This window comes from Streptomyces sp. CB09001 (assembly GCF_003369795.1).
In the GTDB taxonomy this organism is placed as follows: domain Bacteria; phylum Actinomycetota; class Actinomycetes; order Streptomycetales; family Streptomycetaceae; genus Streptomyces.
On the sequence record NZ_CP026730.1, the window covers coordinates 6,819,964 to 6,833,995 of the forward strand.

Below are 14,032 nucleotides of genomic sequence, written 5' to 3' on the forward strand. Positions count from 1 at the left end.
CGGGTGCCGGGCTACCAGGTGCAGGGCAGCGTGCGCGGACCCCTGATCATGGTCTTGCGGCGCCAGGCCACCTGGTCGGCCGGGACCGCGAGCCGCAGCCCCGGCAGCCGGTCGAGGAGCGTGCCGACGAGCAGCTCGGTCTGCATCCGGGCGAGCACGGCGCCGGTGCAGAAGTGGTGCCCGTTGCCGTACGCCAGGTGCGGGTTGGGTTCGCGGTCCAGGTCGATGCGGTCCGGGTCGGGGAAGACGTCCGGGTCGCGGTTGGCGGCCAGGTACGAGACGTACACCGGCTCACCGGCGGCGATGCGCGTCCCGTGCACCTCGACGTCCGCCAGGGCGATGCGGGCCAGGCCCACCGACGTGCGGTGCGAGATCCAGCGCAGCAGCTCGTCCAGCGCCGTGCCGCGCGCCCCGGGCCGCTCACGCATCCGGGCCATCAGCTCGGGGCGGGTGAGCAGCAGGTACAGCATCTGGCCGACGTTGTGCGTGACGGCCTCGCCGCCGATCTGCAGCGGCCCCGCGAGTCCGACGGCCTCCGTCTCGCCGACCTCGCCGCGGCCCACGGCGGCGCCCAGCAGCGCGTACACGTCGGTGCCGTCGCCGCCGGCCCGGGCGCGGACGGTCTGCGTGATCCACCCGTACAGGCCCTGCTTCGCCCGCTCGGCGGCCTCGGCGCCGCCGGAGGTCGAGATGATCTGCCGGGTCCAGGAGTGCACCCGCTCCCGGTCGGCGGCCGGCACGCCCATCACCTCGCTGACGACGGCGATCGGGAAGGGCTCCAGGACCCGCTCGACCAGGTCGGCCGGCGGGCCCTCGGCGAGGATTCCGTCCACCAGCCCGTCGAGGATCTCCTGCGCCCGGGGCCGCAGCCGCTTCGTGGCGGCGACGGTGAACGCGCCCGCGACCGCGCGCCGCAGCCGGTTGTGGTCGGGCTGGTCGGCGAAGGCGAGCGAACCGGGGCGCGGCTTGAAGTGCGGAGCGAGACGCGTGATCTGACGCTGCGTCACTTCGGCCCGCCCGAAGCGCGGGTCGTTCGTGATCGCCTTCACGTCGTCGTACCGCGTCGCCAGCCAGGCCCAGCCCTCGCCGTGCGGGAGCCGGACGCGGGTCAGCGGCCCCTCGCGCATCAGATCGGCGAGGACCGGGTCGAACTCCGGGCCGTCCAGGTCGAGGGCGGGCCAGTCCCGTACCGGAGGCGGCGACTGGCCGGTGAGCGTGGTGGTCTCCTGCGTCATCCCCCCACCCTCGCCGTGCACCCGCCCGGCTGTCGCGCGGGAGTGCTCCAGCCGGTGGTGACCGGCGCGGCCGCCCGCCCTCAGTCCGACACGGCGTCGACGAGCGCCGCCAGCGACCCGGCGAGCCGGGACAGCCCCGGCCCGGCCGGACCGCCCGGCTCCGTCATGTAGGTGTCCCGGCGGATCTCCACCATCAGCGCACCGACCTCGCTCCGCGTGCCGTAGAAGTCCAGCGGCACGTACGTTCCGCCGAACGGGCTGTCCAGGCCGGTCTCCCAGGGGGCGAACGCCTCCCGGGCCGCGGCGAGCAGCCCGGGAGGCGTGTGGAAGCCGTCGGTGCCCAGGCAGACGGGCGGGCGCGGACCCTCGCCGTGCAGCTCGTAGGGGAGCGGCTCGGTCGGGTAGGAGTGCACGTCGACGATCACGGCCCGGCCGGTGGCCGCGAGCCGGTCGGCGACGGCCTCGGTCATCGCCCGCGCGTACGGCCGGAAGTACCGCTCGATCAGCGGCGCGGGGTCCATGTCCTCCGGGCGCAGCTCCTCGCCGTGCGAGGTCCGCGTGTACACGGCGCCCATCCCGACGGCCGCCATCTCCTCCCGCTCGTCCGGGAACCGTTCCGGGTCGGCCACCAGCCGCGACACCCGGTTCACGAACCGCCAGGGTGTGAGACCGGCCCGCGCGGCGGCCCGCCCGGCGAGCTCCGCGGTGTGCGAGTCGGTCATGTGGTCCAGCTCCCGCTCCAGCTCCGCGTCCGAGAGCACGATGCCGGGACGGACATCCGCCGGGACCTCGCGGGAGGAGTGCGGCACGTGCAGGATCACCGGGGAGCGGTCGGCGCCGGGCAGCAGCTCGAAGACGGGCGGGGTTTCGGTCACGGGGCGGCTCCGAGGGCGTTGTCAGTGGGGCACGGCAGGATCGAGGTGTCGGTTTGGGGAAGCGAAGGCAGAGGGGCGTCATGTCGATCACGAATCGGCGGGTGACCGAACACCGGTTTCTGCGGAGCCTGTACGAGGACGACTACTTCCCGGACCACGTGGTGGACCGGGGCAGCGAGATCCTGCGCCGGCTGTGCGCGCGGGTCGAGGCGGCCCGTCCCGCCGACCTGGCGGCCCTCTACGCGCTCACTCACGCGGCCACCGAGGAGTTCAACGAGCTGGAGGCGGTCTTCGGGGAGGCGGGCAGCGAGATCGAGACCACGGCCCGCGAGGAGATCGGCGAGGACTTCTGGTTCGTCGCCCAGGCCTACGGCTTCCCGGACGCCGACCCGGATGAGCTGATCGCACCACGGGAGTGGTGAAGAGGCGGCACCCCGCCTCCGAGGGGACGGAGACGGGGTGCGGGGTCCGTGCGGGCCCGGTGAGGATCAGGCGAAGGACGCCAGCGCCTCGTTCCAGGTGGCCGACGGGCGCATGACCTCGGCGGCCTTCGCCGGGTCGGGCTGGTAGTAGCCGCCGATCTCGGCGGGCTTGCCCTGGACGGCGTTCAGCTCCTCGACGATCTTCTGCTCGCTCGCGGTGAGCGTCTCGGCGAGCGGGGCGAAGGCCTTGGCCAGGTCCGCGTCGTCGGTCTGCTGCGCCAGCTCCCGCGCCCAGTACAGGGACAGGTAGAAGTGGCTGCCGCGGTTGTCGATGCCGCCGACGCGGCGGGTCGGCGACTTGTCCTCGTTGAGGAAGGTCGCCGTGGCGCGGTCGAGGGTGTCGGCGAGGACCTTGGCGCGGGTGTTGCCGGTGGTCTCGGCGTACTGCTCCAGGGACGGCACCAGGGCGAAGAACTCGCCCAGCGAGTCCCAGCGCAGGTAGTCCTCCTTGACCAGCTGCTGCACGTGCTTGGGGGCCGAGCCGCCGGCACCGGTCTCGAAGAGGCCGCCGCCCGCCATCAGCGGGACGACCGACAGCATCTTGGCGCTGGTGCCCAGCTCCAGGATCGGGAACAGGTCGGTCAGGTAGTCGCGCAGGACGTTGCCGGTCACCGAGATGGTGTTCTCGCCGCGGCGGATGCGCTCCACCGACAGCTTCGTCGCCTCGACCGGGTCGAGGATCCGGATGTCCAGGCCCTCGGTGTCGTGCTCCGACAGGTAGGTCTTCACCTTGGCGATCAGGTTGGCGTCGTGGGCGCGGCCCTCGTCCAGCCAGAAGACGGCCGGGTCGCCGGTGGCGCGGGCCCGGGTGACGGCCAGCTTCACCCAGTCGCGGATCGGCGCGTCCTTGGTCTGGCAGGCGCGGAAGATGTCACCGGCGGAGACGGTCTGCTCCAGCACGGCGTTGCCGGCGGCGTCCACCAGGCGGACCGTGCCGGTGGTGGGGATCTCGAAGGTCTTGTCGTGGCTGCCGTACTCCTCGGCCTTCTGCGCCATGAGGCCCACGTTCGGGACCGAACCCATGGTGGAGGGGTCGTAGGCGCCGTTGGCGCGGCAGTCCTCGATGACGGCCTGGTACACGCCGGCGTAGGAGGAGTCCGGGAGGACGGCGAGCGTGTCGTGCTCCTGGCCGTCGGCGCCCCACATGTGGCCGGAGGTGCGGATCATGGCAGGCATCGAGGCGTCGACGATGACGTCCGAGGGCACGTGCAGGTTGGTGATGCCCTTGTCGGAGTCGACCATGGCCAGCTCCGGGCCCTCGGCCAGCTCCGCGTCGAAGGACGCCTTGATCTCGGCCCCCTCGGGCAGGGACTCCAGGCCCTTGTAGATGCCGCCCAGCCCGTCGTTCGGGGTGAGGCCGGCCTTGGCGAGCACGTCGCCGTACTGGGCGAAGGTCTTCGGGAAGAAGGCGCGGACCACGTGGCCGAAGATGATCGGGTCGGAGACCTTCATCATGGTGGCCTTGAGGTGCACCGAGAACAGGACGCCCTCGGCCTTGGCGCGGGCGACCTGCGCGGTGAGGAACTCGCGCAGCGCGGCGACGCGCAGCACGGAGGCGTCGACGACCTCGTCCTTCTTCACCGGCACCGACTCGCGCAGCACCGTGGTGGTGCCGTCGTCGCCGACCAGCTCGATCCGCAGGGTGCCGTCCTCGGCGATCACCGCGGACTTCTCGGTGGAACGGAAGTCGTTCTCGCCCATGGTCGTCACGTTGGTCTTGGACTCGCCGGTCCAGGCGCCCATGCGGTGCGGGTGGGTCTTGGCGTAGTTCTTCACCGACGCCGGGGCGCGGCGGTCGGAGTTGCCCTCGCGCAGGACCGGGTTGACCGCGGAGCCCTTGACCTTGTCGTAGCGGGCGCGGACGTCCCGCTCCTCGTCGGTCTTCGGGTCGTCCGGGTAGGCCGGCAGCGCGTAGCCCTGGCCCTGCAGCTCGGCGACCGCGGCCTTGAGCTGCGGGATGGACGCCGAGATGTTCGGCAGCTTGATGATGTTGGCGGCGGGCGTCTTGGCCAGCTCGCCCAGCTCCGTGAGGGCGTCCGGGATGCGCTGGTCCTCGGTGAGGTACTCCGGGAACAGGGCGATGATGCGGCCGGCCAGCGAGATGTCGCGGGTCTCGACCGCGACACCCGCCTGCGAGGCGTACGCCCGGACCACCGGCAGGAACGAATACGTCGCCAGGGCCGGGGCCTCGTCAGTGTGTGTATAGATGATGGTCGAGTCAGTCACCGGGTGCTCCGCTCCACGTCTGCAACATTGCTCGACATCAAGATATCTCGTGATCGACCTCGGCTCGACAGGGGTCGCGGGGAGATTCCGGCCACCTCGGGCTCAGGGGAGCGGGACGACGTCCTCGCCCGCCCGCTGCTGCGGCAGGACCACGGCCCCCTGCTGGAGCGCGACGGTCCGGGCGGGCGACGGGATCCGGATGCCCTCCGCGCGGTAGCGCCGGTGCAGCCGCTTGATGAACTCGTGCTTGATCCGGTACTGGTCGCTGAACTCGCCCACGCCCAGGATCACGGTGAACCCGATCCGCGAGTCGCCGAAGGTGTGGAAGCGGATCGCCGGCTCGTGGTCCGGCACCGCGCCGCTGACCTCCGTCATCACCTCGGCGATCACCTCGGTCGTCACCCGCTCCACGTGGTCCAGGTCGCTGTCGTAGGAGACGCCGACCTGGACCAGCACCGTCAGCCGCTGCTCGGGCCGCATGAAGTTGGTCATGTTCGACTTCGCGAGCTGTCCGTTGGGGATCACCACCAGGTTGTTGGACAGCTCGCGCACGGTGGTCTGGCGCCAGTTGATGTCCTCGACGTAGCCGTCCTCGCCGCTGCTGAGCTGGATGTAGTCGCCCGGCTGCACGGTCTTCGAGGCGAGGATGTGAATGCCCGCGAAGAGGTTGGCCAGCGTGTCCTGGAGGGCCAGCGCCACCGCGAGGCCGCCCACGCCCAACGCGGTGAGCATCGGCGCGATCGAGACGCCCAGCGTCTGCAGCATCACCAGGAAGCCGATGGCCAGCACCAGGATCCGGGTGATGTTGACGAAGATCGTGGCCGACCCGGCGACCCCGGAGCGCGAGGTCGTCACCGTCCGCACCAGGCCGGCGACCACCCGGGCCGCCGTCACCGTCACCACGAAGATCAGCAGCACCGTCAGCACCTGGTTGACGTTGTGCTGCACCGTCCGCGTCAGCGGCAGCGCCGCCGCCGCACCGGCCACCCCGGCCGCGACCGCCGCCCACGGCGCCACCGTGCGCAGCGCGGCCACGATCACGTCGTCGCCGCCCCAGCGGGTGCGCCCGGCATGGCCCGCCAGCCAGCGCAGCAGCACGCGCAGCAGGAACGCGCCCAGCAGCCCCGCCGCCAGCGCGATGCCGGCGGGCAGCAGGTGGTCCATGGTGAGGTCCTCGGTCACCGGCAGTCTCCAGGTTCACGGGATGTCGGGGATACGCCATCCGACCGAACCGCAAGGCAGTTCGACCGGCGCGAGGGCTCATCCTGCCGCATCCCGGGAGGTGGTCCGTACCGTGCCGAGGGGCGGATCGGGGCGTTTCAGACGATGCCCTCGGCGAGTTCCGCCTGCTCACGGTCGTCGCCGTAGGCCGCGGCCGTCGGAGTGCCGTAGGACCGGCGGGCGACGAACCACCACACCGTGGCCAAAACCAGTACGACGACCAGGGCGACGGCAGCGTAGTTCATCGTGTCGACCGTCACCGGGGACGACTGGGGGAGGCAGAACAGCACGGTGACCAACGCCACCCACACCACCGCGACCCACCCGATGGGCCTGCTCCACCGGCCCAGGTTCCAGGGCCCCGGCGTGAACCGGTCGCCGGCCCGCAGCCGCAGCAGCACCGGGATGGCGTACGCCGGGGTGATGCCGATGACGTTGATGGCGGTCACCGCGCCGTACGCCGTCGCCGAGTACAGGGACGGCACCGCCAGCACGCAGGCCACCGCCACCGACAGCCACACCGCGGCGACCGGGGTCTGGGTGCGGGCGGAGACCTTGCGCCACAGCGACGAGCCGGGCAGGGCGCCGTCCCGGCTGAACGCGAACACCATCCGGCTGGCGGCGGCCACCTCGGCGTTGCCGCAGAACAACTGCGCCACGATCACCACGAGGAGCAGCGCGCTCGCGCCGTCCGTGCCCAGCCCGTCCAGCAGGATCTGCGCGGGCGGCACCCCGGTCGCGGTGTCGCGGGTCGCGTCGTAGTCCTGGATCGCGAAGGTCAGTCCCGCCAGCAGCACGAAACCCGCCAGCCACGACACCCAGATCGCCCGCACGATGCCGCGCGCGGCCGACACCGAGGCGTTGGAGGTCTCCTCGGACAGGTGGGCGGAGGCGTCGTAGCCGGAGAAGGTGTACTGCGCGAGCAGCAGGCCGATCGCCGCCACGTACAGCGGGTTCTCCCAGCCGGTGTCGTTGACGAACTCGGTGAAGACGAAGGACGGCGACTGGTGGTGGTCGGGGACGATCACCAGGGCGCCGACGATCAGCGCCACACCGGCCAGGTGCCACCACACGCTGACCGAGTTGAGCACACTGACCAGCCGCACGCCGAAGAGGTTGAGGGTGGCGTGCAGCAGCAGGATCACGACGAAGATCAGCATCGTCTTCTCCGGTGTCGGCTCGAAGCCCCACTGGAGGTTCAGGAACGCGCCCGTGAACAGCGCCGCCCCGTAGTCGATGCCGGCGATCGCGCCGAGCAGCCCCAGCAGGTTCAGCCAGCCGGTGTACCAGCCCCAGCGCCGGCCGCCGAGCCGGTCGGCCATGTAGTACAGCGCGCCCGACGTCGGATACGCGCTGGTGACCTCCGCCAGCGCCATCCCGACGCACAGCACGAACAGGCCGACGCCCGCCCACCCCCACAGCATCACGGCGGGTCCGCCGGCGCCCATGCCGAAGCCGTACAGGGTCATGCAGCCGGAGAGGATCGAGATCACCGAGAAGCTGATCGCGAAGTTGCCGAAGCCGCCCATGCGGCGGGCCAGCACCGGCCGGTAGCCGAGTTCGCGCAGGCGCTGTTCCTCGTCGGTGGCGGATGGTTCAGAGGGGCGGGACATGGCAGACCTCCGGGGACGGAAGGGTGGGGGGTCAGGAGCGCCGTCGGCCGTGGCCACGGCCGCGGGCGGCCGAACGGCTGCGCGTGCGGGCCTGGAGGAACACCTCCACCGCCCGCCCGGCCGAACCGTCGCCAGGGGCCCGGCAGGCCCAGGGCAGCGGCGTCCAGTAGGGGCCGAGCGCGTCGAACACCTGGTTCGCCTCCCGGAACCGGAGGGCGCCCCACAGCGCGTGGGCCAGGTGGTTCAGGTCCGGCAGGGACCGCTCGTCCAGCGGGGAGAGCGTGAACCAGGAGTCGAAGGCCTGCCGGGCCTCCCGGGTGGCGTCCTCCGCCACCCAGTGCAGATCAAGTGCCGCCTCCCGCGCACCCGAACGGCGGTAGCGCTCCACCCGCACGTACAGCGGCAGCACGTGCAGAGCCGAGCCCGACGGCGCCGACCCCGCCGCCCAGTGGGCGAACCCGGCCGCCTGGGCGAGGCGTTCGGAGCCGCCGCGCGGATAGAAGAACTGCAGCATGCGGTGGTGGGCCTCCCGGTTGTACGGATCGCGCTTGCCGGCCTCGGCGAGCAGCCCCCACGGTCCCGGCGGCAGCATCGGCTCCGGCGGCGCCATCCGGTGCTCCTCCCAGCGCAGGCCCTCGTCCAGCCGGGCCAGCGCCAGCAGACACACCCACGGCACCGGGTCCTGGGGCGCGGCCCGTGTCGCCGCGTCGCAGGCGTGCCAGGCCTGCAACCACAGTTCGCGCGTGCGGGGATGGGCCTCGCGGTGCGCCCGCAGCGCACGCTCCACCACCACCCGGGCGTGCATCACCGCCGCCGCCACGCTGTGCGGCTCCTCCGCGAGCCAGGCCCGCACCACGTCCGTACCGGCCGCGGAGGCGGCCAGCACCTGGGTGCGCCCCGTCCACTGCGACCAGGTGCCGGTCTGCTCCAGCAGGATGCGCATGGACATCCAGCGGCCGGCCCGCACCTCCTGCAGGGCGGAGCGCAGTGCGCTGTCGTGGCCGGCGGGGTCGTAGGCGGGCTGTGCTCCGTCCCTGGCCATCAGCCGCCCGCTGTCGGGAGCGGAACGGGCCGGACGGCGGCATGGCGTGACAACAGCCCTCCCCGGGGGCGGCGGTGCGGTGGTCGAGCGGTCGGCGCACACTATAGAGGCGGAGGTTCCGCCTCTGTTCGCTTTTGCCACACCGGCGCAAAACCATTGCCACCTGCGCGAATTGACTGACTGTCAGTCACCCTTGACGCGGTGTGTGCGTACGGGCAGGCTGGCGCGCAGTGATCGCCGAGACCCTCGGCGCGGGAGCCGGGAGGTGTTGATGCCGGACGCGGTACTCGCCGTCGACCAGGGCACGTCCGGCACCAAGGCGCTGGTGATCTGTCCCGAACGGGGCGTCGTCGGCACCGGATTCGCCGAGGTCCGGCCCCGGTACCTGCCCGGCGGCCTGGTGGAGGTGGACCCGGAGGAGCTGTACGGCTCGGTGGTGGACGCCGGGCACCGGGCGCTCGCCGACGCCGGCGAGCCGGTCACCGCACTGGGCCTGGCCAACCAGGGCGAGACGGTGCTCGCCTGGGACCCGCACACCGGCCGCCCGCTCACCGACGCACTGGTCTGGCAGGACCGCCGGGCGGAGTCGCTCTGCGCCGAACTCGGGCACCACGCCGACGAGTTGCGCCACCTCACCGGCCTGCCCCTGGACCCGTACTTCGCCGCGCCGAAAATGGCCTGGATACGACGGCACCTCACCCGCGCGGGACGGGTCACCACCTCCGACACCTGGCTGGTCCACCGCCTCACCGGCGCCCACGTCACTGACGCCGCGACCGCCTCCCGCACCGGGCTCCTCGACCTCGACCGCACCGAGTGGTCGCCGCGCGCCCTGGAGCTGTACGGACTGACCGGCGAACGGCTCCCGGACGTCGTGGACAACGCCGCCCACGCCGGCACGACCAAGGCCTTCGGGCCCGAACTCCCGCTCACCGGACTCGCCGTCGACCAGCAGGCCGCGCTGCTCGCCCAGCGCGTCACCGAACCCGGCACCGCCAAGTGCACCTACGGCACCGGCGCGTTCCTCCTCGCCCACACCGGCGGCACACCGCGCCGCGGCGCCTCGGGCCTGGCCGCCTGCGTCGCCTGGCGGCTCGGCGGACGCACCGACCACTGCCTGGACGGCCAGGTGTACACGGCTGCCTCCGCCGTGCGCTGGCTCACCGACCTCGGCGTCATCACCGGCGCCGCCGACCTCGACCCCGTGGGCGCCACCGTGCCCGACACCGGCGGCGTCACCTTCGTCCCGGCGCTGGCCGGGCTGGCCGCCCCCTGGTGGCGCGGCGACCTGCGCGGCTCGCTCACCGGCCTCGGCCTGGACACCGCCCCCGGGCACCTGGTGCGCGCCCTGTGCGAGGGCCTCGCCGCCCAGGTCGCCGAACTCGCCGACGCAGCCGCGGCCGACCTCGGCACCCCGCTGACGGTCCTGCGCGCCGACGGCGGCCTCACCCGCTCCGCGCTCCTCATGCAGACCCAGGCCGACCTGCTGCAACGCCCCGTCGAGGTGTCCGCGCTGCCCGACGCCACCGCGCTCGGCGTCGGCACCCTCGCCCGCCTCGGCGCGGACCCGTCCCTCACCCTCGCCGAGGCGCTCCCCGTCGCCGGGCGCACCACCGTCTACGAGCCCCGCATCACCGACGACGAGGCCACCGAGCGCCGGACCCGCTTCCGCGGGGCGGTCACCGCGCTGCTCGCCGGGGAGCCCGCGTGAGCGTCACCGTGCCGGGGGCGCCGCCCGCCGAGCCGTACGACGTGGCGATCGTCGGGGCGGGGGTCGTCGGGTGTGCGATCGCCCGGCGGCTCGCACACCACCCGGGGCTGCGCGTCGCCCTGGTCGAGGCGCAGGACGACGTGGGGCAGGGCACCTCCAAGGCGAACACCGCCATCCTGCACACCGGGTTCGACGCCGCGCCAGGCTCGCTGGAGGCCCGGCTCGTGCGGGAGGGCTCCCGCGAACTCGCCGCGTACGCCGCCGAGTCGGGCATCCCCGTCGAGCGCGTCGGCGCCCTGCTCGTCGCCTGGGACGAGGAGCAGCTCGCGGCGCTGCCCCGCCTGGCCGAGAAGGCCCGCCGCAACGAGTACCACGACACCCGCCTCCTCGGCGCCGCCGACCTCTACGCCCGCGAGCCCCGCCTCGGCCCCGGCGCGCTCGGCGCCCTGCACGTACCCGGCGAGAGCATCATCTGCCCGTGGACGACGACCCTCGCGTACGCCACCCAGGCGGTCCGCGCCGGAGTCGACCTGCATCTCGACTCGCCCGTCACGCACGCCGGTCGCACGGACGGCGTCCACCGGCTCGACACCCCGCGCGGCCCCCTGCACGCCCGGCGGCTCGTCAACGCCGCCGGACTGCACGCCGACACCCTCGACCGGAGCCTCGGCCACGACGACTTCACCGTCACCCCGCGCCGGGGCCAGCTCGTCGTCCACGACACGTTCGCCCGCGCCCTGGTCCGCCACATCCTGCTGCCCGTCCCCACCGCCCTCGGCAAGGGCGTCCTGGTCGCCCCCACCGTCTACGGCAACGTCCTGCTCGGCCCCACCGCGGAGGACCTGGACGACAAGGGCGACACCGGCTCGACCGCCGAGGGGCTGCGGCGCCTGCGCGAACAGGGCCGCCGTATCCTCCCCGCCCTGCTGGAGGAGGAGGTCACCGCCGTCTACGCGGGCCTGCGCGCCGCCACCGGGCACGACGACTACAGGATCACCGCCCACCCCCACCAGGGCTACGTCACCGCCGGCGGCATCCGCTCCACCGGCCTCACCGCCTCCCTCGCCATCGCCGCGCACGTCACCGGCCTCCTCGCGGACACCGGCCTCGACCTCGGCCCACGGCGCCCGCTCGAACCGGTCCGCATGCCGAACCTCGGCGAGGCCTTCCCCCGCCCCCACCAGATGCCGGACCTGGTGGCCGCCGACCCGGAGTACGGCACCCTGGTCTGCCACTGCGAACGCGTCTCCCGCGGCGAGATCCGCGATGCCCTCGCCGGGCCGGTCCCGCCTCGCTCCCTGGACGGACTGCGCCGCCGCACCCGGGCCAGGGCGGGCCGCTGCCAGGGCTTCTACTGCGGGGCGGCGGTACGGGCGTTGTTCGAGGAGGCACAGGGGTGACGAGCCGACAGGTCGACGTCCTGGTGGTGGGGGCCGGGCCCGCCGGGCTCACCGCCGCCGCCCGGCTGGCGCGGACCGGCGCACGCGTCGTGGTCCTGGAGCGCGAGCAGTCGCCCGGGGGAGTCCCCAGGCACTGCGCGCACCGGGGCTTCGGCGACCGGCCGCACGCCCTGACCGGCCCGGCCCATGCCCGCCTCCTCGCCGACGCGGCCGCCCGTGCCGGAGCCGACCTGCGCACCGGCGTCACCGCCCTCGACTGGGCGGGCCCGCGCGCCCTCACCACCGTGGGACCCCGGGGCGCCGAAACCCTCGCCGCCCGCGCGGTGGTCCTGGCCACCGGCGCCCGCGAACGCCCCCGCGCCGCCCGCCTCGTCCCCGGCACCCGCCCCGCCGGCGTCTACACCACCGGTGAACTCCAGCAGGCGGTCCACCTGCACCGGCAGCACATCGGCACCCGCGCGGTGATCGTCGGCGCCGAGGGCGTCTCCCACGCCGCCGCCGACACCGTACGGGCCGCCGGAGCGGAGGTCCTCGCGCTGGTCACGGAGGTGCCCCGGGCCCCCGCCACCCCCGCGTGGGCCCTGCCGGCCCGCCTGCGGCACCGCACCCCCGTGCTCACCGGCACCACGGTCACCGAACTCCTCGGCCGCGGGCGCCTGTCGGGCGTGCGAGTACGTCACCGCGACGGCCGCACCACCGTGCTGGCCTGCGACACCGTCGTGTTCACCGGCGACTTCGTCCCCGACCACGAACTCGCCCGGCGCGGCGCGCTGGCCCTGGACCCCGGCACCCGCGGCCCCGCCGTGGACGGTGCCCTGCGCACCACACGGCCCGGCGTGTTCGCGGTCGGCAGCGTGCTGCACGCCGTCGAGAGCGCGGCCACGGCGGCCCGCGAGGGCGCGCACGCCGCGACCGCCGTAGGCGACTGGCTCACCGCCCGCACCGGCGCGGACCCGGCGGACCCGGCTGACTCGGCGGACCCGGCGGTCTCGTACTGGCCCGGCGGCGTCCCCCTCCTGGCCGGCCCGCCCCTGCTGCGCATCGCCCCCAACCGCGTCACCCCGGACGACCGCCTCCCCTACCTCCTGCGCACGGCGGTCCCGCTGCCCCGCCCCGCCCTGTACGTCACCCAGGACGGCCGCCCCCTGCACCGCGAGCGGTTCCACCTCACCACCGCCGTCCCGCACCGCCCGCTGAAGCTGACGGCACGCTGGACGCACCGGGTCGACCCCCGGGGCGGGCCGGTCCACGTCACCGTCGCCCGACCGCACCCGGGAGGACCTGCCGGGCCGCCTCTCAGATGACCCGCATCCGCACCAGCGCCGCCAGTGTCAGCGCACCCGGCAGCAGTGGCAGCCACACCGTCAGCAGCCGGAACGCCACTACCACCGCCGTGGCCACGGCCGCCGGCCCGCCCGCCGCCACCAGCGCCACGACCAGCGCCGCCTCGACCGAGCCGATGCCGCCCGGCGTGGGCACCAGCGCCACCGCGACCGTCGCCGCGAGGTACGCCACGGCCATGTGCCCGGCGGGCAGCGTCAGCCCCAGCGACCGGCCCACCAGCACCAGTGCCGAGGCCTGCAACGCCGGGAAGGCCAGCGCGCCGCCCCACAGCGCCAGCGCGCGAGCCGGCCGGGCATGCACCGACCGGGCCTCGCCCAGTGCCGTGCGCAGGAAGGAGAGCAGCGCCCCGCGCAGCCGCGGCAGCAGCGCCAGCACCACCGCCGCCACGACCGGGACCGCGCCCGCGACCACCAGCAGCGGCCCCACGGCCCCCTCGGGCAGCAGGGCACCGAGCCGCAGTGCGCCGGGGAACGCGATCAGCAGGGCGCCCAGCACGGCGAGGCGGCCGACGCTCTCCGCCAGCAGGTAGAGCGCGAGCGCGGCCGAGGAACGGGCCAGCGGCAGCCCGCACACCGTCATGAACCGCAGGTTCACCGCGCTCGCGCCCAGGCCCGTCGGCAGCAGGTGGTTGGCCGCGCCGGCCGCGAACTGGGTGGCCAGCAGCCGCCGTCGGGGCAGCCGTTCCACGACCGCGCCCTGCCGGGTGCAGGCGGCGGCGACCCAGGTCAGACAGGTCGCACCGGCCGCGGCCAGCAGCCAGGGCCACCGGGCCGTGGCGAGATGGCCGAAGCCGTCGGCCAGCACGGACCGGTGCCGCACCGCGACCACACCCACCAGGAGCAGCGGGAGCACACACAGGACCCTTCGCACCGGGACCCGGCGC

11 protein-coding genes are annotated in these 14,032 nt (G+C 74.1%); 4 read left to right on the forward strand and 7 right to left on the reverse strand.

What is annotated here, in order from left to right; all coding sequences use genetic code 11:
* Window positions 1-11: 11 nt before the first annotated feature.
* Together C4J65_RS31445 and C4J65_RS31450 are read right to left on the reverse strand one after the other, a co-directional pair.
* The gene (locus tag C4J65_RS31445; RefSeq protein WP_115745474.1) at window positions 12-1,235 is read right to left on the reverse strand and encodes a cytochrome P450; all 1,224 of its coding nucleotides are present in this window, start codon (window positions 1,233-1,235) and stop codon (window positions 12-14) included.
* A gap of 80 nt (window positions 1,236-1,315) precedes the next feature.
* A complete protein-coding gene (locus C4J65_RS31450) occupies window positions 1,316-2,110 on the reverse strand; it encodes an N-formylglutamate amidohydrolase (protein ID WP_115745475.1) in 795 nt (264 codons plus the stop codon).
* Window positions 2,111-2,190: 80 nt separating this feature from the next.
* Between C4J65_RS31450 and C4J65_RS31455 the strand changes: the two genes are divergently transcribed.
* Window positions 2,191-2,532 carry a DUF5713 family protein gene (locus C4J65_RS31455; protein WP_115745476.1) on the forward strand — a complete coding sequence of 114 codons (342 nt, stop codon included), beginning with the start codon at window positions 2,191-2,193 and terminating at the stop codon, window positions 2,530-2,532.
* 66 nt (window positions 2,533-2,598) lie between these two features.
* Here the strand turns inward: C4J65_RS31455 and C4J65_RS31460 are convergent, their stop codons facing one another.
* The 4 genes from C4J65_RS31460 to C4J65_RS31475 all read right to left on the reverse strand — a co-directional run bounded on the left by C4J65_RS31460 (window position 2,599) and on the right by C4J65_RS31475 (window position 8,694).
* Window positions 2,599-4,818, reverse strand: coding sequence for an NADP-dependent isocitrate dehydrogenase (locus tag C4J65_RS31460; protein WP_115745477.1), 2,220 nt, complete (start codon window positions 4,816-4,818; stop codon window positions 2,599-2,601).
* Between the two features lie 102 nt (window positions 4,819-4,920).
* Window positions 4,921-6,000: a mechanosensitive ion channel family protein gene (locus C4J65_RS31465; protein ID WP_162833441.1), complete on the reverse strand. Its 1,080-nt coding sequence runs from the start codon at window positions 5,998-6,000 to the stop codon at window positions 4,921-4,923.
* Window positions 6,001-6,137: 137 nt separating this feature from the next.
* A complete protein-coding gene (locus C4J65_RS31470; RefSeq protein ID WP_115745478.1) occupies window positions 6,138-7,652 on the reverse strand; it encodes an amino acid permease in 1,515 nt (504 codons plus the stop codon).
* 31 nt (window positions 7,653-7,683) lie between these two features.
* On the reverse strand, window positions 7,684-8,694 hold the full coding sequence (locus C4J65_RS31475; RefSeq protein ID WP_115745479.1) for a hypothetical protein: 1,011 nt from the start codon (window positions 8,692-8,694) through the stop codon (window positions 7,684-7,686).
* A 271-nt stretch (window positions 8,695-8,965) separates the two neighbouring features.
* Between C4J65_RS31475 and C4J65_RS31480 the strand changes: the two genes are divergently transcribed.
* Genes C4J65_RS31480 through C4J65_RS31490 form a run of 3 tightly spaced genes read left to right on the forward strand, consistent with a single transcriptional unit; the run spans window position 8,966 to window position 13,109 of the window.
* Entirely contained in the window at window positions 8,966-10,405 is a 1,440-nt protein-coding gene (locus tag C4J65_RS31480; protein ID WP_115745480.1) for an FGGY family carbohydrate kinase, read from the forward strand.
* On the forward strand, window positions 10,402-11,805 hold the full coding sequence (locus C4J65_RS31485; protein ID WP_115745481.1) for an NAD(P)/FAD-dependent oxidoreductase: 1,404 nt from the start codon (window positions 10,402-10,404) through the stop codon (window positions 11,803-11,805). The genes C4J65_RS31480 and C4J65_RS31485 overlap by 4 nt, the downstream gene beginning before the upstream one ends.
* A complete protein-coding gene (locus C4J65_RS31490) occupies window positions 11,802-13,109 on the forward strand; it encodes an NAD(P)/FAD-dependent oxidoreductase (protein ID WP_115745482.1) in 1,308 nt (435 codons plus the stop codon). Before C4J65_RS31485 ends, C4J65_RS31490 begins: the two co-directional genes overlap by 4 nt.
* On the opposite strand, the gene C4J65_RS31495 is transcribed toward C4J65_RS31490, so the two are convergent.
* Window positions 13,102-14,001 carry a lysylphosphatidylglycerol synthase domain-containing protein gene (locus C4J65_RS31495; protein WP_115745483.1) on the reverse strand — a complete coding sequence of 300 codons (900 nt, stop codon included), beginning with the start codon at window positions 13,999-14,001 and terminating at the stop codon, window positions 13,102-13,104. The two genes, C4J65_RS31490 and C4J65_RS31495, sit on opposite strands and share 8 nt — an antisense overlap.
* Window positions 14,002-14,032: the final 31 nt, after the last annotated feature.

What these genes read in the sequence shown, in the direction of transcription:
- C4J65_RS31445 (WP_115745474.1), bottom strand. Translation starts at nt 1,235, where the DNA reads ATGACGCAGGAGACCACCACGCTCACCGGCCAGTCGCCGCCTCCGGTA.
- C4J65_RS31455 (WP_115745476.1), top strand. Translation starts at nt 2,191, where the DNA reads ATGTCGATCACGAATCGGCGGGTGACCGAACACCGGTTTCTGCGGAGC.
- C4J65_RS31470 (WP_115745478.1), bottom strand. Translation starts at nt 7,652, where the DNA reads ATGTCCCGCCCCTCTGAACCATCCGCCACCGACGAGGAACAGCGCCTG.
- C4J65_RS31475 (WP_115745479.1), bottom strand. Translation starts at nt 8,694, where the DNA reads ATGGCCAGGGACGGAGCACAGCCCGCCTACGACCCCGCCGGCCACGAC.
- C4J65_RS31480 (WP_115745480.1), top strand. Translation starts at nt 8,966, where the DNA reads ATGCCGGACGCGGTACTCGCCGTCGACCAGGGCACGTCCGGCACCAAG.